This window comes from Mycolicibacterium pyrenivorans, assembly GCF_025821625.1.
Taxonomy (GTDB): Bacteria; Actinomycetota; Actinomycetes; order Mycobacteriales; family Mycobacteriaceae; genus Mycobacterium; species Mycobacterium pyrenivorans.
Window position 1 is genome coordinate 22,858 of the sequence record NZ_JACKSH010000151.1, and the last position, 21,562, is coordinate 44,419.

Here is a 21,562-nt window from a genome sequence, read left to right on the forward strand (position 1 = left end):
AAGGAGTCAGAGATGTCCGTGTCTGATGTCCGTAACGCACCGCTGGATCTGGAGGGGATTGCCCGAATCCGGGCAGACTTTCCCATCCTGAACCGGGTGATGCGCGGCGGATGTCAACTGGCATACCTGGATTCCGGGGCAACCTCGCAGCGGCCCCTGCAGGTGCTCGACGCCGAACGTGCCTTCCTGGTCCATTCGAACGGGGCTGTTCACCGCGGCGCCCATCAGCTGATGGAGGAGTCCACCGACGCCTACGAGCAGGGCCGCGCCGATGTCGCGGCGTTCGTGGGCGTCGACCCCGACGAGTTGGTGTTCACCAAGAACGCCACCGAGGCCATCAATCTCGTGTCATATGCCATCGGCGACGACAGATTCGACCGGGCGATCGGCCCCGGTGATGTGATCGTGACGACCGAGCTGGAGCACCACGCGAACCTGATTCCATGGCAGGAGCTGTGCAGGCGGACCGGCGCGGAGCTGCGCTGGTACTCGGTTATTTCCGAGGGGCCTGAAGCCGGACGTATCGATCTGGATTCGCTCAGGCTCGATGAGCGAGTGAAACTTGTTGCCTTCAGCCATCATTCGAATGTGACCGGGGCGATTGCCCCGGTGGGCGAGCTGGTGCGGCGGGCCACGGCGGTCGGCGCGCTGACCCTGCTGGACGCCTGCCAGTCGGTGCCGCACCAACCGGTGGACTTCCACGACCTGGACGTCGACTTCGCCGCGTTCTCCGGCCACAAGATGTTGGGCCCCACCGGCATCGGCGTGCTGTACGGCCGAAGCGAGCTTCTCAACGCGCTGCCGCCCTTCCTCACCGGCGGGTCGATGATCGAGACGGTCACCATGGAGGTCACCACCTACGCTCCGGCGCCGCAGCGGTTCGAGGCGGGCACCCCGATGACGTCACAGGTCGTCGGGCTCGGTGCGGCCGCGCGGTATCTGCAGGACATCGGCATGACCGTCGTCGAGCATCACGAGGCCGAGCTGGTGGCTGCCGCACTCGCCGGGCTGTCGGGTATCGACGGCGTCCGGATCGTCGGCCCCACATCGATGGTGGATCGTGGTTCCCCGGTGTCGTTCGTGGTCGACGGTGTGCACGCGCACGACGTGGGCCAGGTGCTCGACGACGACGGGGTGGCCGTCCGGGTCGGCCATCACTGCGCGTGGCCGTTGCACCGCCGGTTCGGGATCGCCGCGACGGCGCGGGCCTCCTTCGCGGTGTACAACACGCTCGACGAGGTGGACCGGCTGGTGGCGGGTGTTCGTCGGGCTGTGGACTTCTTCGGTAGGGCGTGAGCCGTGCGGCTCGAGCAGATCTACCAGGAAGTGATCCTGGACCACTACAAGCATCCGCACCACCGCGGTCTCCGGGAGCCGTACGGCGCGGAGGTCCGGCACGTCAACCCCACGTGCGGGGATGAGATCACGTTGCGGGTGGCGTTGTCCGACGACGGGGAGACCGTCACCGACATCTCGTACGACGGCCAGGGCTGCTCGATCAGCCAGGCGTCGACGTCGGTGCTGACCGATCAGGTGATCGGTCAGACCGTCGGCGACGCGCTCAAGACGGTTGCCGCGTTCTCGGAGATGGTGTCGTCACGGGGCAGGATCGAGGGAGACGAGGAGGTGCTCGGCGACGGCATCGCGTTCGCCGGCGTCTCGAAATACCCCGCGCGGGTCAAGTGTGCGTTACTGGGCTGGACAGCGTTCAAGGCCGCGCTGGCGCAGGCCAGCGCAGAAGACGGAGCGCTGGCGCAGGCCAGCGCAGAAGATGGAGCGCTGGCGCAGGCCAGCGCAGAAGATGGAGCGCTGGCGCAGGCCAGCGCAGAAGATGGAGCGCTGGCGCGGGCCCGCACATCGGAGAGTCCTGAGGAGAACTGATGAGTGATACGGCAGTACCAAACGACGAGCTGCTCGCCGACATCGAGGAGGCGATGCGTGACGTCGTCGACCCCGAACTCGGGATCAACGTCGTCGATCTCGGCCTTGTCTACGGCGTTGGTGTCGAGGAGGGCGACGCCGGGCAGGTGGCGCTGATCGACATGACCCTCACCTCGGCAGCGTGCCCGTTGACCGACGTCATCGAGGACCAGTCGCGCACCGCGCTGGTCGGCGCCGGACTGGTGAACGAGATCAAGATCAACTGGGTGTGGAATCCGCCGTGGGGTCCGGACAAGATCACCGAGGACGGCCGCGAGCAGCTCAGAGCTCTCGGATTCACGGTGTAGGTCCGCCGACGCGGGAATCTCCGTACGGGCGCAGCGACGGCGTGTAACGCTTGCAGTCGATTCCGCCACCCCACCGGGTGGCCGGAACGGGCCGTAAGGAGTTGCACTCGTGAGCGACGTCGATCTGGACTTCTCAGGCCTTCGGGCGCTGTTCATCAATTGCACGCTCAAGCGCTCCCCGGAGCCGAGCCACACCCAGGGCCTGATCGGAATCAGCACGGCCATCATGGAGAAGCATGGGGTCGTCGTCGATGTCGTGCGCGCCGTCGACCACGACATCGCCACCGGCGTGTGGCCGGACATGCGCGAGCACGGCTGGGACACCGACGACTGGCCGGCGATCTTCGACAAGGTGCTCGGCGCCCACATCCTTGTCCTCGCCGGCCCGATCTGGTTGGGCGACAACAGTTCGGTGATGAAGAAGGTGCACGAACGGCTGTACGGCGGCTCGCATCTGCTCAATGATGCCGGCCAGTACCTCTATTACGGCCGCGTCGGCGGGTGCCTCATCACCGGCAACGAAGACGGCGTCAAACACTGTGCGCAGAATGTGCTCTACACGCTCCAGCACATCGGCTACACGATTCCGCCGCAGGCCGACGCCGGCTGGATCGGCGAGGCGGGGCCGGGGCCGTCCTACCTCGACCCCGGATCGGGCGGCCCTGAGAACGACTTCACCAATCGGAACACGACGTTCATGACCTGGAACCTGATGCACCTGGCGCGCATGTTGAAGTCAGGGGGAGGGATACCCGCCTACGGCAACATCCGGTCGGGCTGGGATGCGGGCTGTCGCTACGACTTCGCCAATCCCGAGTACCGCTGACACCCGTGATCGCACAATCGACGTGTGGTCACGATTCCCGCGGTGGCGTGGCGAGGCGGCCCTGTGCGCCGCGCGTTGACCATCGGCGGCAGTGTGGGGCTGTGTCTCGGCGTTCTGGCGTGGCTTGATTCGGGGCTCCCTGTCGTCGGTGCAGTCGTGTTCGCCGTGGCCGGTGGTATCTACGGTCTCTGGATGTCTCGCCGGATGGCGCGGTTCTGGCCGGAGTCGGCGAGGCTCACCGGTGCCCAACGGATGACGGTGGTTCGCGCCGCCCGATGCGGCCGGGGCATCGAGGATGAGTCACTTGCCCAGTCGGTCGTCGACTACGCCCGCGGCCTGCACGCCGCGGCCGAGGCGGCGCGACCGTGGCGGTGGCTTCCTCCCTTGATCCTCGTCGTCGCTGTGATCACCGCGATCTGGGACGCGGCGTTCGGGTCGTGGGGCAGCGCCATTGCGTCCGCTCTGTATCTGGTCGCGCTGATCGCGGAGTTGTTCTGGTGGCCAAAGCGTCAGGCCGCGCTCCTGGCCGGTGCGGACCGGGCAGCGGCCCTGAGTCTTTGACGATTCGGTGTCGGCGCTGCGGGTTCTGTTCGGCGGGAACGGATCCAGGGCTGCACGGAGCGGCGGGGACCCCACATTTTGCTCGTTCGAAATCCGGCAATTTCGACGCCGACAAGAAGTTCGGCCATCTGCGTGCCAAAGCTGTTCGCACACGCGGTCATCAATTGTCGAAGCTCCCACGCTAGCGGATACAGCAAATCAAAGGCCATGCGCTGAAATTGCGATTATCGCGTATTAGATTGTTGCTGACCGGTGCGGCGAATAAGCGGGTGCTCGTTCGCTTTTCGGCTTTTTCGACGAAAACAAGCGGGTTCGGCGCGGATTGGTTAGCGTTTGCTGCATACGCTTCGCTGTCGGGGAGAGGAGCTGGACTCAGGTCGTTCATCACTGCGTCATCACTGATAGTGGCTCCGGGCAGACAGTGGCTCACAGCCTTTCCTTCCCATTAATTGTGTTCGCTCCGCGCAGCAGATGATCGGTGCCGAATTCATTCTCGGTATTCCTGCTCATCACCAGCGGAAGAAATGGATGTAGTGATGGTCAACAGTCGACGAAGTGGCACCCGCGGGACCGGGAGCAAAGGCTGGCTGGCGGGTGGCGTGGTGGCTGCCGGATTGGGTGCAGCGGTCATCGTTGGTGCCGCGACCGCCGGCGCCAGTCCGGGCGACGCGGATACGGGGTCGTCCACCTCGACGAACCCCAACACCGCGGAATCGGTACGTTCGTCCCAGACATCCTCGACAAGCGCAGGGCCAGAACCTGACTCGCAAGACGACTCCGCAGACACCGAGGTCGGGGAAACTGCTCAGCTGCCAGACGACGCCGAAGACGACGCCGACTCCAGCGACGACGCCGAAGACGACACCGACTCCAGTGACGACACCGACTCCGGCGGCGAGGTCGCTGTCAGGGGCGAGGACGCCGACGTTCCCGCTGCTGACGAACCCGAGGTCCCCGTCACCACCGCCGACAGCGACACCGACGCCCCGCGTGCCGGTGATGATGACGACATGGTCGAGAAGAGTCCCGAACCGATTTCGGCGAAACCGCAACGCAGCGTCGAACAGGCAACCGCGGCAGTGACGTTGCGGACGACGACCGCCGTGACCGCCACCGTCGAAACCGATCCGGTCCTGATCGCCGCGGCGACGAGCACCGATGTGACCGTCGGGTCGATGGTCGTCGACTGGCTGTACTCCATCGGTATCCGCAGCAACAAGATGGGCACCGACTTCCTGAACATCCCGGTCTCCAAGTACACGGCAGCTCGGTGGCTGGTCAAGCGCGCCCGCATCTACCGGGATGTGGTGATTCCCCAACCGAGCGATCCCAGTGGGCCCTCAGCCCCCGGTCAGGGTCCGTTGCTGTGGGAGACGAACTTCACCGACCTCAACGAGGCACTCACGTACTGGGGTCTGCAGACCGGACGGTGGGGTCAGTCTGCGGGGGAGAACCAGTACTACACCGACGGCGACAACGTGTACGTCGACGCCCAAGGCAACCTCGTCATCGAAGCGCGCAGGGACGCCACCCCGGATGGGCTCGGCACACCTGACAACTACACGTCCGCGCGCGTGGTGACGTTCGGGAAGCAGTCCATCGGCGTGGGCACCCGGGTGGTGGCCCGCATCCAGATGCCCGTCACCCAGGGCACGCTGCCGGCGTTCTGGTCCGTCGGCCTGGAACCCGGCCACGAATACGACTGGCCGCGGCAGGGCGAGATCGACATTGTCGAGATCCCGGGTATGGGTACCCCCGCGTCACGCAGGTGGTGGACCGGCAACATCCACGGACCCGCGGCCGCCGACAACACCGTCGACGTCAAACTGCACGGCGTCGACGCAGACCTCGGGGTGGACGTGTCGCAGGGCTTCCACGAGTACGGCATGGACTGGTACGCCGACCGCATCGTCTGGCACGTGGACGGTGTGGAGGTCGGACGGGTGACCAAGGCCCAGTACGAGGCGCTCGGCGGCGACTGGACCCCCTTCTCGGGCGCCTGGGAGCATTACCTGATCCTCAACGTCGCCGTCGGCAACCCGTGGACCGGCGATCCCAGCCCGTCGGCGCCGTTCGAGGCGCAGATGAAGGTCGACTGGGTCAAGGCCTACGCGTTGTAGCGGGCCTCATGTGGCGATCCACCGCTCGGCGGGTACATGCTTGGGAACAGAGCAAATCCTCACGACGTTAGGGAAGACGTGGCTACCCAAGACCTCACCGCCGAACAGTTCAACGACACCATCAACGACAACGAGATCGTGCTTGTCGATTTCTGGGCGTCGTGGTGCGGCCCGTGTAAGCAATTTGCCCCGACCTTCTCCGCGTCGTCGGAAAAGCACCCCGACGTCGTGTACGCGAAGGTCGATACCGAGGCCGAGCAGCAGTTGGCCGCCGCGGCGGATATCCGCTCCATCCCCACCCTGATGGCGTTCAAGAAGGGCAAGCTGGTGTTCAACCAGGCCGGTGCGCTTCCGCCTGCGGCGTTGGAGGACCTGGTGCAGAAGGTCAAGGACTTCGACATCGACGCCGCGGTCGCCGCTCAGGACAACGGTGAGGCGCCCGGCCAGGCGTAGCGCCTGATCGGACGCGCTACCGTGCAGGCGTGACCTCGCAAGATCAGCCTGCCCAGTTCGTCCTGGTGGAGCGACCGCGCCCCAATGTCGCGCTGGTCACGCTCAACCGGCCAGAGCGGATGAACTCGATGGCCTTCGACGTGATGGTGCCGCTCAAGAAGGTTCTCGACGAGTTGAACCACGACAACGCGGTGCGCGCCATCGTCCTGACCGGCGCGGGGCGCGGATTCTCGTCGGGTGCCGATCACAAATCCGCCGGTTCGGTGCCCCACGTCGACGGCCTGACCAGGGCGACCTTCGCGCTGCGCTCCATGGAGGTGCTCGACGACGTCATCCTCGCGCTGCGCAGGATGCACCAGCCGGTCATCGCGGCGGTCAACGGAGCGGCCATCGGCGGGGGACTGTGTCTGGCGCTCGCCTGCGACATCCGCGTCGCCGCGGCCGACGCCTACTTCCGGGCGGCGGGCATCAACAACGGTCTGACCGCGAGTGAGTTGGGTCTCTCCTTTCTGCTGCCGCGGGCCATCGGCACGTCGCGGGCCTTCGAGTTGATGCTGACCGGGCGTGACGTGGCCGCCGAGGAAGCCGAACGGATCGGGCTGGTGTCGCGCGCGGTCGAGCGCACCGAGCTGCTCGACGTTTGCTTCGACATGGCCGAGCGGATCGCCTCGTTCTCCCGGCCGGGTATCGAGTTGACCAAACGCACACTGTGGAGTGGACTGGACGCCACTAGCCTGGAAGGGCACATGCAGGCCGAGGGTCTGGGACAGCTTTACGTTCGTTTGCTCACCGGCAACTTCGAAGAAGCGGTCGCAGCGCGCGCTCAACAACGCGCCCCGGTCTTCACCGACGACAAGTAGGTAGGAGAGGCGAGCGTGATCACCGCAACGGACCTCGAGGTCCGCGCCGGGGCGCGCACATTGCTCTCGGTCGAGGGCTCCGCGCTGCGCGTGCAGCCAGGCGACCGCATCGGCCTGGTCGGCCGCAACGGCGCAGGCAAGACCACGACGATGCGCATTCTCGCCGGTGAGGGCGAGCCGTACGCGGGCTCCGTCACCCGGACCGGTGAGATCGGTTACCTGCCACAGGATCCCAGGGAAGGTGATCTCGACATGCTGGCCCGCGACCGGGTGCTCTCGGCGCGTGGCCTCGACACCTTGCTGACCGACCTGGAGAAGCAGCAGGTCCTGATGGCGGAGGTGGCCGACGACGCCGCCCGCGACAAGGCCGTGCGTCGTTACGGTCAGCTCGAGGAGAGGTTCGCCGCCCTCGGCGGTTACGCCGCGGAGAGCGACGCGGGCCGTATCTGTGCGAGCCTCGGTCTGCCCGACCGGGTTCTCACCCAGCCCCTTCGGACCCTTTCCGGCGGCCAGCGCCGACGGGTGGAGTTGGCGCGCATCCTGTTCGCCGCCAGCGAGGGCGGGGCAGGCGGAGCCAGTTCCAGCACCACGCTGCTGCTCGACGAACCCACCAACCACCTGGATGCCGACTCGATCGGCTGGCTGCGCACCTTCCTGCAGAACCACACCGGCGGCCTCGTGGTCATCAGTCACAATGTCGAACTCCTCGCCGACGTGGTCAACCGGGTGTGGTTCCTCGACGCCGTCCGCGGCGAAGTCGACGTCTACAACATGGGGTGGCACAAGTACCTGGACGCCCGCGCCACCGACGAACAGCGGCGCCGCCGCGAGCGGGCCAACGCCGAACGCAAGGCCACGGCGCTGCGTTCGCAGGCCGCCAAGATGGGTGCCAAGGCCACCAAAGCCGTTGCCGCCCAGAATATGCTGCGACGCGCAGACCGTATGCTGGCGTCCCTGGACGACGAGCGGGTGGCCGACAAGGTGGCCAGGATCAAGTTCCCGACGCCCGCGCCCTGTGGGCGAACCCCGTTGGTCGCCAAGGGGTTGACGAAGATGTACGGGTCACTGGAGGTGTTCAGCGGCGTCGACCTCGCGATCGACCGCGGGTCGCGCGTGGTGGTGCTCGGACTCAACGGCGCGGGAAAGACGACGCTGCTTCGGCTGCTCGCCGGAACCGAGATCCCCGATGCCGGCGGCCTGGAGCCCGGGCATGGTTGCAAGATCGGCTACTTCGCCCAGGAGCACGACACCCTCGACAACAACGCGACGGTCTGGGAGAACATCCGGCACGCCGCCCCTGACACCGGTGAGCAGGAGCTTCGTGGCTTGCTCGGCGCGTTCATGTTCACGGGTGCCCAGCTCGACCAGCCTGCGGGCACCCTGTCGGGTGGCGAGAAGACGCGGCTGGCACTGGCCGGGCTCGTCGCCTCGACGGCCAACGTGCTGCTGCTCGACGAGCCGACGAACAACCTCGACCCCGCGTCGCGGGAACAGGTCCTCGACGCACTGCGCAGCTATCTGGGGGCGGTGGTCCTGGTGACTCACGATCCCGGGGCGGCCGAGGCGCTGGATCCGCAGCGGGTCGTGCTGCTGCCCGACGGCACCGAGGACTTCTGGTCCAACGACTACCGCGACCTCATCGAACTCGCCTGATCCGCGGGGTCGCGCGAAACACTTCTTACGAATTCGGCTTCGGCCGTGTCAACGGTTCCTGCGCGGGGTATGCCACCGTGACCAAGCGCGGGGAGGCGTCGATGAAGAAAGACAGTGTCGATGAAGAAAGACAATAAGGACCGGGACCAGTTGGTCAGCGAACTGCGCAACGAGTACGAGCGCGGGGCGAGCATCCGCTCACTGGTGGCATCGACCGGTCATTCGTACGGTTCGATCCACAGCATGCTGCGCGAGGCCGGCGCGGCGATGCGCAGCCGCGGCGGCCCCAACCACCGCGGCCGGCGCTGAGGCCTCACCGCTGCCGCACCGACGCCTCGACGAGGTCCAGTACCGCACTGAGCCTTTCGGGGTCATCGCCGGACGCCAGCCGTGCCACCAGGCCGTCGAGGACGAGCTCGAGATAGGTGCGCAGCACTTCGTCGGGCACGTCGTCGCGCAGCCGGCCTGCCTGCTTCTGACGGCGCAGTCGTTCGGTGGTGGCTGCTGACAGCTCCGCCGAGCGTTCGGCCCAGCCCTTGCTGAATGCGGGGTCGTTGCGCAGCTTGCGCGCGATCTCCAACCGGGTCGACAGCCAGTCGAATTGATCCGGGGCTGCCAGCATTTCACGCATCACCTGGATCAGGCCCTCGCGTGTCGCGACGTCGGCCATCCGTTCCGCGTCCTCACGCGCCAGTTCGAAGAACAGCGTGTCCTTGTCGCGGAAATGATGGAAGATCGCGCCGCGCGAGAGCCCGATCGTCTGCTCGAGGCGCCGAACGGTGGCCCGGTCGTAGCCGTGCTCGGCGAAGCAGCGCCGGGCGCCGTCGAGGATCTGGCGACGACGCGCCGCCAGATGATCGTCGGTTACCCGTGGCACCTTCTCAGGACTTCAGCATGTTGCGCAGCACGTACTGAAGGATGCCGCCGTTGCGGTAGTAGTCCGCTTCGCCGGGGGTGTCGATGCGCACCACGGCGTCGAACTCCACCGTCGATCCGTCCTGTTTGGTCGCCGCTACCTTGACGGTCCTCGGCGTCTCGCCGTCGTTGAGCGCCTCGATGCCGGTGATGTCGAACGTCTCGGTGCCGTCGAGGTTGAGACCCGACGCCGATTCCCCCTCGGGGAACTGCAGCGGGATCACTCCCATACCGATCAGGTTCGACCGGTGGATGCGCTCGAACGACTCGGTGATCACGGCGCGTACCCCGAGCAGGCTGGTGCCCTTGGCCGCCCAGTCGCGGGACGAACCCGATCCGTACTCTTTACCGCCTAGCACCACCAGCGGGATGTTCTGCTCCGCGTAGTTCTGCGCGGCGTCGTAGATGAACGCCTGCTCGCCACCGTTGGTGAAGTCCCGCGTGTACCCGCCCGACACGTCGTCGAGCAGTTGGTTCTTCAGCCGGATGTTGGCGAAGGTGCCGCGGATCATCACCTCGTGGTTGCCGCGACGCGAGCCGTAGGAGTTGTAATCCTTCTTCTCCACGCCGTGTTCCTCGAGGTACTGCGCTGCCGGCGTGCCCGGCTTGATGCTGCCCGCGGGGGAGATGTGGTCGGTGGTCACCGAATCGCCCAGCAGCGCAAGCACTCTGGCGCCGGCGATGTCGGTCACCGGCTGAGGGTCGGCCGGCATCCCGTCGAAGTACGGTGGCTTGCGCACGTACGTCGAGTTGGCGTCCCACTCGAAGGTGTCGCCGCTGGGGGTCGGCAGGTTGCGCCACCGGTCGTCGCCCTTGAACACGTCGGCGTAGTTCTTGGTGAACATGTCCTGGCTGATCGCCGAGGCGATGGTGTCGGAGATGTCCTTCTGCGTCGGCCAGATGTCCTTGAGGTAGACGTCGGTGCCTGTGTCGTCCCTACCGAGTGGTTCGGCCTCGAAGTCGAAGTCCATCGTCCCCGCCAGCGCGTAGGCGATCACCAGCGGCGGCGAGGCCAGGTAGTTCATCTTCACGTCGGGGTTGATGCGGCCCTCGAAGTTGCGGTTGCCGGACAGCACCGCGCTGACCGACAGGTCGTTCTCGTTGATCGCCGCGCTGATCTCCTCGGGAAGCGGGCCGCTGTTGCCGATGCAGGTGGTGCAGCCGTAGCCGACGAGGAAGAAGCCGAGCTTCTCCAGGTACGGCCACAGCCCCGCCTTGTTGTAATAGTCGGTGACGACCTGCGACCCGGGCGCCATGGTGGTCTTGACCCACGGCTTGGACGTCAGGCCCCTGTCGACGGCGTTCTTGGCCAGCAGGGCCGCGCCGATCATCACCTCTGGGTTGGAGGTGTTGGTGCACGACGTGATCGCCGCGATCACCACCGCACCGTGATCGATCACGAACTCGCCGCGCTCGTCGGATTTCACGGTGACGGGCTTGGTGGGCCTGCCCTCGGCCCCGTTCGCCGCGGAGGCCACCTCGACCGAGTCCTCCTCGGCAAACGACAGCGACACCGGATCGCTGCCGGGGAAGGTCTCCTCGACGGCCTCGTCGACGTTCGAGTGCGCGACGGCGGTGCCGTTCTCCACGTAATTGTGGATGTCCTTACGGAAGGCCGACTTGGCGTCGTCAAGGGCGATGCGGTCCTGCGGGCGCTTCGGCCCGGCGATCGACGGCACGACGTCGGACAGGTCCAGCTCGATGTACTCGGAGAACTTCGGCTCGCGGCTCGGGTCGTGCCACATGCCCTGTTCCTTGGCGTAGGCCTCGACCAGTGCCAACTGCTCGTCGCTGCGGCCCGTCAGGCGCAGGTACTCGATTGTCACGTCGTCGATCGGGAAGATCGCCGCGGTGGAACCGAACTCGGGGCTCATGTTGCCCAGCGTGGCGCGGTTGGCCAGCGGCACCTCCGCCACGCCCTCGCCGTAGAACTCGACGAACTTGCCGACCACACCGTGCTTGCGCAGCATCTCCGTGACGGTCAGTACGACGTCGGTGGCGGTGACGCCGGCGCGGCGCTCCCCGGTCAGCTTGAAGCCGACGACACGGGGGATGAGCATCGACACGGGCTGGCCGAGCATGGCCGCCTCGGCCTCGACGCCGCCGACGCCCCAGCCCAGCACGCCGAGGCCGTTCTCCATGGTGGTGTGACTGTCGGTGCCCACGCAGGTGTCCGGGTAGGCCACCGTGACCGTCTCCCCCCCAGCTTCGCCCGCCCGATCCCGTTCCATGACCACGCTGGCCAGGTACTCGATGTTGACCTGGTGCACGATGCCGGTGCCGGGCGGCACCACCTTGAAGTCGTCGAAGGCGCCCTGTCCCCAGCGCAGGAACTGGTAGCGCTCGCCGTTGCGCTCGTACTCGATCTCGACGTTGCGCTCGAAGGCGTTGGCGGTGCCGAAGAGGTCGGCGATCACGGAGTGGTCGATGACGAGGTCGGCGGGCGCCAGCGGGTTGACCTTCTGCGGGTCCCCGCCGAGTTCACCGACCGCCTCGCGCATGGTGGCGAGGTCGACGATGCACGGCACGCCCGTGAAGTCCTGCATGATCACCCGCGCCGGGGTGAACTGGATCTCGACGCTGGGGTCGGCGCTCGGATCCCAGTTGGCGATCGCCTCGATGTGCTCCTTGGTGATGTTGGCGCCGTCCTCGGTGCGCAGCAGGTTCTCGGCGAGCACCTTGAGGCTGTAGGGGAGCTTCTCGGTACCGGATACCGCGTCGAGGCGGTAGATCTCGTAGCTCTTGTCTCCCACCTTGAGCGTGTCCTGCGCTCCGAACGAATTCTTGCTGCTCACATCAACTCCCGCTTCGATCATCGCCGCGACGGGCTGTGTCAGCGGCGCTTCGCATCTTAACAGTACGCTTGTCCTGCAAGGCAGGACGGGTATTCGGCTCGTAGGATCTCAGTCTTGTCTCCGCGCGCCCGTGGTGCCACCCGGGTGGGGTACCCACGATGTACCGTGCTGCTGTGACCGGACCGCACACCGTCCCTCTCTGGGGCCCTCTCCGGGTCCCGATCCTGCCGTCGTACGTCCCGCCGGAGATCGACATGACGCAGGTGAAATCCGACGTGGCCGACGACGGGGTCAGCGTGCCGCCTGCCCAGCAGGCCACCGTGCCCGCGCTGCGCCAGGTCGTCGAGGACGCCCGCGGCGACGGTATCGATCTGAAGATCGTCGTCATCGACGTCAACCCGCCGATCGAGACCCCGCTGCGTGACATCGCGACCGAGGTGGGGCAGGCGAACCCGGGGGCCACGGTGCTGGCGCTGAGTCCGACGTTCGCGGGCACCTACAGTCCGGCGTTCGATCGGGTGACGCTGGAAGCCGGCCAGGATCTCGCCAGGACGGGCGATCCGGTGCAGTCGTCGAAGAATTTCGTCGGCGAGTTGACGACCCCGCACTTTCCCTGGACGCCATTCACCATTGTCGTTGTTTTAGTGGTCGCTCTCGCGGCCGTTGGGGCCCGATTGCTGCAGATACGAAGCAAACGCGCAACCGTTTCGGGCACGGCGTCCACCAGCTCCGATTGAGGGATTGCCGCCACTCGCGCAAATTCAAACATCACTGTTTGATAACACCGATTGCAATTACATTGTTGTAATTTGTGACTAAAGTTTCCTTAGCGTCAGATGTGACGTACGGTGCAATCGGGGCCTGATGTTGCGGATGTGCTTAATGTGACTTCTGAGCTGAGGCGCCCGAGAATGTGCCGACACGTTCGCGTGGAGCCTTAGGAGATTTGAGTCGAATGAGACGCATCCCTGGCGGCGCCTCCGCTTCGCGGCTGTGCGCGGTGTCCCTGGCGTTCGGCATGGTGATGACGACGCCGCACCTCGCCCAAGCGGAACCCGCCAATCCCGACACGCTGGCGACGCTGGTGACCACGGTCGCCAATGTCAACCAGAAACTGCAGGATCTCGGGGCCGCGATCCAGACCCAACAGGAGAGCGTGAACAAGGCGATCCTGGATGTGAAGACCGCGCGCGACGACGCGGCGGCCGCCCAGAAGGAGGTAGACGCCAGCGCGCTGCGCGTCAAGGACGCCAACACCGCGATCGCCGCCGCCCAGCAGCGGTTCGACAAGTTCGCCGCCGCGATGTACGTCAGCGGGCCGTCGAGTTCGTACCTGACCGCGTCGGATCCGGTGGACATCCTCAACACCGCCGCCGCCGGGCAGACGCTGTCCATCAGTTCCCAGCAGGTGATCGCGAACCTCCAACGTGCCCGCACCGAGCAGGTCAACAAGGAGTCGGCCGCCAGGCTGGCCAAGCAGCAGGCCGATGAGGCGGTCAAGGCCGCCGAGGCCAGCCAGCAGACCGCGGTGTCGGCACTGGCCGAAGCGCAGCAGACGTTCAAAGCGCAGCAGGTCGAGCTCGACCGGCTGGCCAGCGAGCGGGCGACCGCCCAGGCCAAGCTGGCTCAGGCACGTACCCTGGCCGCCGCCGCGGGCGGGCAGGCCCAGGCTCCCGCGGGCGCCCCGGCTCAGCCTGCGGCCGCCCCTGGCGGCACTGCCGGCTCGGGCCGTGGCCCCCAGGCCGACTGGGATGTCGACCCGTCCACCGGAAACCGGGACACCGCCTGGGACATGACCCTGCCCCAGATCCCGAGCGCCTTCGTCAGCGGCGATCCGATCCAGATCATCAACGCGGTGATCAAGATCATCACGACGTCCTACGAGGTCACCGCCAACCTGGGCCGCAAGTTCCTGCAGAGTATCGGGCTGCTTCCGACCCCGACGGGTGTCACCAACGGCGCGATCCCCGCGGTGGCCGGTCCGCAGGCCACCGAGTTCGTGATCAAACGCGGTATGTCGCAACTGGGTGTGCCGTACTCGTGGGGCGGCGGCAACGCCGCAGGACCGAGCCGTGGCATCGACCAGGGTGCGGGCACCGTCGGGTTCGACTGCTCGGGCCTGATGCTCTACATGTTCGCCGGCGTGGGCATCAAGCTCGACCACTACTCCGGGTCCCAGTACAACGCGGGCCGCAAGGTGCCGTCGTCGCAGATGCGCCGCGGCGACATGATCTTCTACGGCCCCAACGCCAGTCAGCACGTCGCGATGTACCTCGGAAACGGGCAGATGCTCGAGGCGCCCTACACGGGCTCGGTGGTCAAGATCTCGCCGGTGCGCACCAGCGGTATGACGCCGTTCGTCACCCGAATGATCGAGTGGTGATCGCTCTGCGCCGCATCGTCTTCGTCCTGATCGCCACCGGCTCACTGCTGCTCGGGCTGGTCGCCCCAGCCTCTGCGCAGCCTGCCGAAGGGCAGTGGGATCCAACGCTTCCCAAGCTTCTCAGCGCAGGTGCGCCCGGTGATCCGCTGGCCATCGCCAACGCCTCCCTGGCCGCCACCGCCCAGGCCACGCAGGTCACCATGAACCTCGGTCGCAAGTTCCTGCAGACCATCGGGCTGGCCCCGGCAGACGCGCCGGCCACCGTGGCGCCGGGACTGGTCCGCGGGCCGGCGGCCATCGAGTACGTGATCCGGCGCGGTGGGTCCCAGATCGGCACCCCGTACTCCTGGGGTGGCGGCAAGCCCACCGGGCCGAGCACGGGCGTCGACTCCGGCGCCAACACCGTCGGCTACGACTGCTCCGGTTTCACGCAGTTCTCTTTCGCGGGAGTCGGCGTACTGATCCCGAAGTACTCCGGCGACCAGTACAACACCGGCCGCAAGGTTCCCACGTCGCAGGCCAAGCGAGGGGACCTCCTGTTCTGGGGTCCCGGGGGCACCCAGCACGTCGCGATCTATCTGGGCGGCGGCAAGATGCTCGAATCGGCGAGCAGCGCAGGCAAGGTCACCGTCAGTCCGCTGCGCACCTCGGGTCTGCAGCCGTACGTGGCGCGGATTATCGAATCCTGAGTGTTGCCTGAGTTAAACCTGAGCACCAGTGGTGAATACCGCTGCGCAGCGCCGCTCACCCCGGGCAACGTCGACGGATTTCGAACCAACTGGAATAGTTGACGGCGAGCGCGTGGCCAGAACCGGCCCGCGCCGCACGGACCAGCATGTACTGCGCATGTGGAAGGAACATTGATGACCTCACCGAGTGGGCCGCCGCAGGGCGCTGGAGGATTTCCCGGGCAGGCGCCGGCACAGGGCTACTCCGCAGGTGCGCACGCCGCCTCGGGTTCTTCGGCCCCGGGGGCGTCGGGTTCTGCGCTGTCCAACGGCGGTCTGCAGCAGGAGGTGCACACCCTCGAGCGCGCGATCTTCGAGGTCAAGCGGATCATCGTCGGCCAGGACCTGCTCGTCGAGCGCATGCTGGTCGGCCTGCTGGCCAAGGGCCACGTACTCCTCGAGGGTGTTCCCGGCGTGGCCAAGACCCTGGCGGTGGAGACGTTCGCCAAGGTCGTCGGCGGAACCTTCGCCCGTATCCAGTTCACCCCGGACCTGGTTCCCACCGACATCGTCGGCACCCGCATCTACCGGGCGGGCAAGGAGGAGTTCGACATCGAGCTCGGCCCGGTGGTGGTGAACTTCCTGCTCGCCGACGAGATCAACCGCGCCCCGGCGAAGGTGCAGTCGGCGCTGCTCGAGGTGATGGCCGAGCGCAAGATCTCCATCGGCGGCAAGACGTTCCCGTTGCCCAGCCCGTTCCTGGTCATGGCGACGCAGAACCCCATCGAGCAGGAGGGCGTGTACCAGCTGCCGGAAGCCCAGCGCGACCGCTTCCTGTTCAAGCTGAACGTCGACTACCCGACGCCCGAGGAAGAGCGCGAGATCATCTACCGGATGGGTGTGAAGCCGCCGGAGCCCAAGGCGATTCTCAACACCGGCGATCTGCTGCGACTGCAGGAGGTGGCGGCGAACAACTTCGTCCATCACGCCCTGGTCGACTATGTGGTGCGGATCGTCACCGCCACCCGCGAGCCCGAGAAGTTCGGGATGCCCGATGCCAAGGCGTGGATCGCCTACGGTGCCTCCCCGCGTGCGTCGCTCGGCATCATCGCCGCGTCCCGTGCACTGGCTTTGGTGCGCGGCCGCGACTACGTGATCCCGCAGGATGTCGTCGAGGTCATCCCCGACGTGCTGCGGCACCGCCTGGTGCTGACCTACGACGCGCTGGCCGACGAGATCTCGTCCGACACCGTCGTCAACCGCATCATGCAGACGGTGGCGCTGCCTCAGGTGAACGCGATTCCGCAGCAAGGTCATTCGGTTCCGCCCGTCCCGGCCGCCTCGGCCGCGGCCGGCGGTCGCTGACCCGGTAAGTGCTGACTAAGTGACTGCTCCGTCAGATCCCACAGACGCCAAACGATCCAGCCGCACGGTCGACCTGCCGTCGATGAAGCGCGGGGAGATCCGTGACCCCGCGCTGACCGCGGCGCTGCGCAAGCTCGAGTTGACGGTTCGGCGGAAGCTGGACGGCGTGCTGCACGGCGATCATCTCGGGTTGCTGCCCGGCCCGGGATCGGAGCCAGGGGAGTCGCGGATCTACCAGCCCGGCGACGATGTTCGCCGGATGGACTGGTCGGTCACCGCCCGTACCACCCATCCGCACGTGCGGCAGATGATCGCCGACCGTGAGTTGGAGACCTGGCTGGTGGTCGACATGTCGGCCAGCCTCGACTTCGGCACGGCCGGATGCGAGAAGCGCGACCTCGCCGTGGCCGCTGCCGCGTCGATCGCGTTCCTCAACAGCGGCGGCGGCAACCGGATCGGCGCGATCATCTCCAACGGCGAGACCACCCGTCGGGTGCCTGCGCTGTCGGGCCGGATGCACGAGCAGGAGTTGCTCCGCGCGATCGCGACCACCCCGCGGGCGCCGGTCGGGGTCCGCGGCGACCTGGCCGCGGCGATCGACTCGCTGCGCAGGCCCGAGCGGCGCCGCGGCATGGCGGTCATCATCAGCGACTTCCTCGGCCCGATCAACTGGATGCGGCCGCTGCGGGCCATCGCCGGGCGGCACGAGGTCCTCGGCATCGAGATCCTCGACCCGCGGGACATCGAGTTGCCGACCATCGGAGACGTCGTCCTGCAGGACACCGAGACCGGTCGCACCCGCGAGTTCACCATCGACGAGCAGTTGCGCACTGATTTCGAGAAGGCCGCCGCCGCGCACCGGGCAGAGGTGGCGCGCACGCTGCGGCGCTGCGACGCGCCGCTGCTGAGCCTGCGCACCGACCGGGACTGGATCGCCGACGTGGTCAGGTTCGTCGCGAGTCGGCGCCGTGGCGCGCTGGCCGGGCGATGAGCAGATAACCAAGTCAAGGCACGGACAACAACGAAATGACAAGTAGCACATGACTTTACCGTTGCTCGGACCGATGTCGTTGTCGGGCTTCAAGACCCCTTGGTTCTTCCTGTTCTTCCTGGTCGTCCTCGGGCTGATCGGGCTCTACGTCGTCGTGCAGATGGCCCGCCAGAGGCGGGTCCTGCGCTTCGCGAACATGGAGCTGCTGGAAAGCGTCGCCCCGAAGCGGCCCAGTCGGTGGCGCCACCTCCCGGCCACCCTGCTGATCCTGTCGATGGTGCTGTTCACCGTCGCGATGGCGGGTCCGACCCACGACGTCCGCATTCCCCGCAACCGCGCGGTGGTGATGCTGGTGATCGACGTGTCCCAGTCGATGCGGGCCACCGACGTCGCACCGAACCGGCTGGTGGCCGCGCAGGAGGCGGCCAAGCAGTTCGCCGATCAGCTGACGGCCGGCATCAACCTGGGACTGATCGCCTATGCGGGCACCGCCACCGTGCTGGTCTCGCCGACCACGAATCGGGAGGCGACCAAGAACGCGATCGACAAGCTGCAGCTGGCCGACCGCACCGCGACCGGTGAGGGCATCTTCACCGCGCTGCAGGCCGTCGCGACGGTCGGCGCGGTGATCGGTGGCGGCGACGAGCCGCCGCCGGCGCGGATCGTGCTGATGTCCGACGGCAAGGAGACCGTCCCGTCCAACCCGGACAATCCCAAGGGCGCCTACACGGCCGCGCGGACGGCCAAAGACCAGGGCGTGCCCATCTCGACCGTGTCGTTCGGAACGCCCTACGGCTATGTCGAGATCAACGAGCAGCGTCAGCCGGTCCCGGTGGACGACGATATGCTCAAGAAGATCGCCGACCTCTCAGGTGGTGAGGCGTTCACGGCGTCCAGCCTCGAGCAGCTCAAGGAAGTGTTCACCAACCTCCAGGAGCAGATCGGCTACGAGACCATCAAGGGTGACGCCAGCGTGGGATGGCTACGGCTGGGCGCCCTGGTGCTGGCCGCCGCGGCGCTGGGCGCGCTGCTGATCAACCGGCGCCTGCCGAACTGACGCGTTCCCGTGTCGATTCGCACCGTAAGGCGATTTCTTAGAAACCCGCCGTACCCACTAAGTTGACGGGCATGACTGTGACCGAGAACCCCGCCGAAACGGCCGGTGAAACCGCGGGCGGCCGGCCTCCTTTCGTGTCCCGTTCGGTGCTGGTGACCGGCGGAAACCGGGGGATCGGGCTGGCCGTCGCACGTCGGCTCGCCGCCGACGGCCACAAGGTCGCCGTCACCCACCGCGGCTCCGGCGCGCCCGAGGGCCTTTTCGGGGTGCAGTGTGACGTCACGGACAGCGAGGCCGTCGACCGTGCCTTCAAAGAAGTCGAGGAACATCAGGGACCTGTCGAGGTGCTGGTCGCCAACGCGGGCGTGACCGCCGACATGCTGATCATGCGGATGAGTGAAGAGAACTTCACGAAGGTGATCGACGCCAACCTCACCGGCGTGTTCCGGGTGGCCAAGCGGGCGTCGCGCAACATGATCAAGAAGCGGTTCGGCCGGATGATCTTCATGGGCTCGGTGGCCGGTTCCATCGGGCTGCCCGGCCAGGCGAACTACTCGGCCTCCAAGGCGGGGCTGATCGGGATGGCGCGGTCCCTGAGCCGCGAGCTGGGGTCGCGCTCGATCACCGCGAACGTCGTTGCGCCGGGATTCATCGACACCGACATGACCCGCGCGCTCGACGACAAGATGCAGGAGACGGCGTTGCAGGCCATCCCGCAGGGGCGCATCGGCAAGGTGGAAGAGGTGGCCGGCGTCATCAGCTTCCTGGCGTCGGAGGACGCCGCATACATCACCGGCGCGGTGATCCCGGTCGATGGCGGCCTGGGTATGGGCCACTGAGCGGATAGGAAACGAATAATGACAGGGTTTCTTCAAGGCAAACGGATCCTGGTCACCGGGATCATCACCGACAGCTCGATCGCGTTCCACATCGCCAAGGTCGCCCAGGAGGCCGGCGCCGAGCTGGTGCTGACCGGGTTCGACCGGATGAAGCTGATCCAGCGTATCGCCGACCGGTTGCCGAATCCGGCGCCGCTGCTGGAACTCGACGTGCAGAACGAGGAACACCTGGACTCTCTGGCAGGCCGGGTGACCGAGGTGATCGGTGAGGGCAACAAGCTCGACGGCGTCGTGCACTCGATCGGGTTCATGCCGCAGACCGGGATGGGCATCAACCCGTTCTTCGACGCGCCCTACGAGGATGTCGCCAAGGGCATCCACATCTCGGCGTACTCCTACGCCTCGCTGGCCAAGGCCGTGCTGCCGATCATGAACCCAGGCGGCGGCATCGTCGGCATGGACTTCGACCCGACCCGCGCGATGCCCGCCTACAACTGGATGACAGTCGCCAAGAGCGCACTGGAATCGGTCAACCGGTTCGTGGCCCGCGAAGCCGGCAAGGTCGGTGTGCGCTCGAACCTCGTTGCCGCAGGGCCGATCCGGACTCTGGCGATGAGTGCGATCGTCGGCGGCGCACTGGGCGACGAAGCCGGCGCGCAGATGCAGCTGCTCGAAGAGGGCTGGGATCAGCGCGCGCCGTTGGGCTGGAACATGAAGGATCCGACGCCGGTCGCCAAGACGGTGTGTGCGCTGATGTCCGACTGGCTGCCTGCGACGACGGGCACCATCATCTACGCCGACGGCGGAGCGAGCACCCAGCTTCTGTGAAGTTCGACGCCCTGCTGTTGTTGTCGTTCGGCGGCCCCGAGGGCCCCGAGCAGGTGATGCCGTTCCTGGAGAACGTCACGCGGGGACGGGGCATCCCTTCTGAGCGGCTGGCTGCCGTCGCGGAGCACTACCTGCACTTCGGCGGCGTGTCGCCGATCAACGGCATCAACCGCGAGCTGATCGCGGCGATCGAGACGGAGCTGGCGCGACGCGGCACGGATCTGCCCGTCTACTTCGGCAACCGCAACTGGGAACCGTACGTCGAGGACACGGTTGCGCGGATGCGGGACAACGGTGTTCGCAATGCCGCGGTCTTCTCGACGTCGGCATGGGGTGGTTACTCCGGCTGCACGCAGTATCAGGAGGACATCGCACGGGGAAGGATGGCGGCCGGTCCCGACGCGCCGCAGCTGACCAAGCTGCGGCAGTACTTCGATCACCCGCTGCTGATCGAGATGTTCGCCGACGCCATCCGTGATGCCGCCGCGACGCTGCCCGAACCGTTGCGCGGCGGTGCCCGGCTGGTCTTCACCGCGCATTCGATTCCGTTGCGTGCCGCGTCGCGGTGTGGGCCGGACCTCTACGAGCGTCAGGTCGGTTACACCTCCGCGTTGGTGGCCGCGGCGGCCGGTTACCGCGAGTACGACCAGGTATGGCAGTCGCGTTCCGGGCCGCCGCAGGTGCCGTGGCTAGAGCCCGACGTCGGCGATCACCTCGAAACGCTGGCGCGGGCCGGTACCGAGGCGGTGATCGTCTGCCCGGTCGGCTTCGTCGCCGACCACATCGAGGTGGTGTGGGACCTCGACAACGAACTGGCCGAGCAGGCCGCCGAGGCGGGGATCGCGTTCGCCCGGGCGTCCACGCCCAATGCGCAGCCCCGGTTCGCTGCGCTGGTCGTGGATCTGGTCGACGAGTTGCGCCTCGGTCTGCCCGCGGCACGGGTCGCCGGAGCCGGCGCGGTCCCCGGCTACGGTCAAAGCCGCAACGGCGACCTGTGCACCCCGGCCTGTTCCATCTGAA

The 21,562-nt window shown here is 66.8% G+C and carries 20 protein-coding genes and 1 pseudogene; 19 read left to right on the forward strand and 2 right to left on the reverse strand.

Annotation, left to right across the window (positions count from 1 at the left end; translation table 11 throughout):
* The first annotated feature begins 12 nt into the window (after positions 1-12).
* The 10 genes and pseudogenes from H7I57_RS18210 (at position 13) to H7I57_RS18255 (ending at position 9,010) form a co-directional block, all read left to right on the forward strand.
* On the forward strand, positions 13-1,296 hold the full coding sequence (locus H7I57_RS18210; protein WP_264025117.1) for a cysteine desulfurase: 1,284 nt from the start codon (positions 13-15) through the stop codon (positions 1,294-1,296).
* A gap of 3 nt (positions 1,297-1,299) precedes the next feature.
* Positions 1,300-1,734, forward strand: a pseudogene (gene sufU / locus H7I57_RS18215) (Fe-S cluster assembly sulfur transfer protein SufU); the annotation flags it as partial.
* A gap of 146 nt (positions 1,735-1,880) precedes the next feature.
* On the forward strand, positions 1,881-2,228 hold the full coding sequence (locus H7I57_RS18220; protein ID WP_264025120.1) for a metal-sulfur cluster assembly factor: 348 nt from the start codon (positions 1,881-1,883) through the stop codon (positions 2,226-2,228).
* Positions 2,229-2,337: 109 nt separating this feature from the next.
* Entirely contained in the window at positions 2,338-3,054 is a 717-nt protein-coding gene (locus H7I57_RS18225) for a flavodoxin family protein (RefSeq protein ID WP_264025121.1), read from the forward strand.
* 24 nt (positions 3,055-3,078) lie between these two features.
* Positions 3,079-3,615, forward strand: a complete 537-nt coding sequence (locus tag H7I57_RS18230; RefSeq protein ID WP_264025122.1) for a hypothetical protein — start codon at positions 3,079-3,081, stop codon at positions 3,613-3,615.
* Between the two features lie 536 nt (positions 3,616-4,151).
* A complete protein-coding gene (locus tag H7I57_RS18235) occupies positions 4,152-5,735 on the forward strand; it encodes a glycoside hydrolase family 16 protein (protein WP_264025123.1) in 1,584 nt (527 codons plus the stop codon).
* A 78-nt stretch (positions 5,736-5,813) separates the two neighbouring features.
* A complete protein-coding gene (trxA, locus tag H7I57_RS18240; RefSeq protein WP_264025124.1) occupies positions 5,814-6,188 on the forward strand; it encodes a thioredoxin in 375 nt (124 codons plus the stop codon).
* Between the two features lie 29 nt (positions 6,189-6,217).
* Entirely contained in the window at positions 6,218-7,048 is an 831-nt protein-coding gene (locus H7I57_RS18245; RefSeq protein ID WP_264025125.1) for an enoyl-CoA hydratase, read from the forward strand.
* Between the two features lie 15 nt (positions 7,049-7,063).
* Positions 7,064-8,701 (forward strand): ABC-F family ATP-binding cassette domain-containing protein, encoded by a 1,638-nt coding sequence (locus H7I57_RS18250; protein WP_264025126.1) that lies wholly within the window; start codon positions 7,064-7,066, stop codon positions 8,699-8,701.
* A gap of 120 nt (positions 8,702-8,821) precedes the next feature.
* A complete protein-coding gene (locus H7I57_RS18255) occupies positions 8,822-9,010 on the forward strand; it encodes a helix-turn-helix domain-containing protein (protein ID WP_264025127.1) in 189 nt (62 codons plus the stop codon).
* A gap of 4 nt (positions 9,011-9,014) precedes the next feature.
* Here the strand turns inward: H7I57_RS18255 and H7I57_RS18260 are convergent, their stop codons facing one another.
* Together H7I57_RS18260 and acnA are read right to left on the reverse strand one after the other, a co-directional pair.
* The gene (locus H7I57_RS18260; protein WP_264025128.1) at positions 9,015-9,578 is read right to left on the reverse strand and encodes a TetR/AcrR family transcriptional regulator; all 564 of its coding nucleotides are present in this window, start codon (positions 9,576-9,578) and stop codon (positions 9,015-9,017) included.
* 4 nt (positions 9,579-9,582) lie between these two features.
* Entirely contained in the window at positions 9,583-12,411 is a 2,829-nt protein-coding gene (gene acnA, locus H7I57_RS18265) for an aconitate hydratase AcnA (RefSeq protein ID WP_372510270.1), read from the reverse strand.
* 173 nt (positions 12,412-12,584) lie between these two features.
* Here acnA and H7I57_RS18270 point away from each other — a divergent pair, with 173 nt between their 5' ends.
* The 9 genes from H7I57_RS18270 to H7I57_RS18310 all read left to right on the forward strand — a co-directional run bounded on the left by H7I57_RS18270 (position 12,585) and on the right by H7I57_RS18310 (position 21,561).
* Positions 12,585-13,148 (forward strand): Rv1476 family membrane protein, encoded by a 564-nt coding sequence (locus H7I57_RS18270; protein ID WP_372510271.1) that lies wholly within the window; start codon positions 12,585-12,587, stop codon positions 13,146-13,148.
* A gap of 218 nt (positions 13,149-13,366) precedes the next feature.
* Positions 13,367-14,794, forward strand: a complete 1,428-nt coding sequence (ripA, locus tag H7I57_RS18275) for an NlpC/P60 family peptidoglycan endopeptidase RipA (protein ID WP_264025131.1) — start codon at positions 13,367-13,369, stop codon at positions 14,792-14,794.
* The gene (gene ripB / locus H7I57_RS18280) at positions 14,794-15,483 is read left to right on the forward strand and encodes an NlpC/P60 family peptidoglycan endopeptidase RipB (RefSeq protein ID WP_264025271.1); all 690 of its coding nucleotides are present in this window, start codon (positions 14,794-14,796) and stop codon (positions 15,481-15,483) included. The genes ripA and ripB overlap by 1 nt, the downstream gene beginning before the upstream one ends.
* Positions 15,484-15,657: 174 nt before the next feature.
* Entirely contained in the window at positions 15,658-16,827 is a 1,170-nt protein-coding gene (moxR1, locus tag H7I57_RS18285; protein ID WP_264025132.1) for a chaperone MoxR1, read from the forward strand.
* Positions 16,828-16,909: 82 nt separating this feature from the next.
* On the forward strand, positions 16,910-17,818 hold the full coding sequence (locus H7I57_RS18290; RefSeq protein WP_264025272.1) for a DUF58 domain-containing protein: 909 nt from the start codon (positions 16,910-16,912) through the stop codon (positions 17,816-17,818).
* Between the two features lie 49 nt (positions 17,819-17,867).
* Complete coding sequence (locus H7I57_RS18295; RefSeq protein ID WP_264025134.1) at positions 17,868-18,875, forward strand: VWA domain-containing protein; 1,008 nt, start codon at positions 17,868-17,870, stop codon at positions 18,873-18,875.
* Between the two features lie 71 nt (positions 18,876-18,946).
* A complete protein-coding gene (gene fabG1 / locus H7I57_RS18300; RefSeq protein ID WP_264025135.1) occupies positions 18,947-19,714 on the forward strand; it encodes a 3-oxoacyl-ACP reductase FabG1 in 768 nt (255 codons plus the stop codon).
* 18 nt (positions 19,715-19,732) lie between these two features.
* Positions 19,733-20,542: an NADH-dependent enoyl-ACP reductase InhA gene (inhA, locus tag H7I57_RS18305; RefSeq protein WP_264025136.1), complete on the forward strand. Its 810-nt coding sequence runs from the start codon at positions 19,733-19,735 to the stop codon at positions 20,540-20,542.
* Entirely contained in the window at positions 20,539-21,561 is a 1,023-nt protein-coding gene (locus H7I57_RS18310) for a ferrochelatase (protein WP_264025137.1), read from the forward strand. The genes inhA and H7I57_RS18310 overlap by 4 nt, the downstream gene beginning before the upstream one ends.
* The last annotated feature ends 1 nt before the right edge of the window (position 21,562 follow it).

What these genes read in the sequence shown, in the direction of transcription:
- H7I57_RS18210 (WP_264025117.1), top strand. Translation starts at nt 13, where the DNA reads ATGTCCGTGTCTGATGTCCGTAACGCACCGCTGGATCTGGAGGGGATT.
- H7I57_RS18220 (WP_264025120.1), top strand. Translation starts at nt 1,881, where the DNA reads ATGAGTGATACGGCAGTACCAAACGACGAGCTGCTCGCCGACATCGAG.
- H7I57_RS18235 (WP_264025123.1), top strand. Translation starts at nt 4,152, where the DNA reads ATGGTCAACAGTCGACGAAGTGGCACCCGCGGGACCGGGAGCAAAGGC.
- H7I57_RS18255 (WP_264025127.1), top strand. Translation starts at nt 8,822, where the DNA reads ATGAAGAAAGACAATAAGGACCGGGACCAGTTGGTCAGCGAACTGCGC.
- ripA (WP_264025131.1), top strand. Translation starts at nt 13,367, where the DNA reads ATGAGACGCATCCCTGGCGGCGCCTCCGCTTCGCGGCTGTGCGCGGTG.
- moxR1 (WP_264025132.1), top strand. Translation starts at nt 15,658, where the DNA reads ATGACCTCACCGAGTGGGCCGCCGCAGGGCGCTGGAGGATTTCCCGGG.
- H7I57_RS18290 (WP_264025272.1), top strand. Translation starts at nt 16,910, where the DNA reads ATGAAGCGCGGGGAGATCCGTGACCCCGCGCTGACCGCGGCGCTGCGC.
- H7I57_RS18295 (WP_264025134.1), top strand. Translation starts at nt 17,868, where the DNA reads ATGACTTTACCGTTGCTCGGACCGATGTCGTTGTCGGGCTTCAAGACC.
- fabG1 (WP_264025135.1), top strand. Translation starts at nt 18,947, where the DNA reads ATGACTGTGACCGAGAACCCCGCCGAAACGGCCGGTGAAACCGCGGGC.
- inhA (WP_264025136.1), top strand. Translation starts at nt 19,733, where the DNA reads ATGACAGGGTTTCTTCAAGGCAAACGGATCCTGGTCACCGGGATCATC.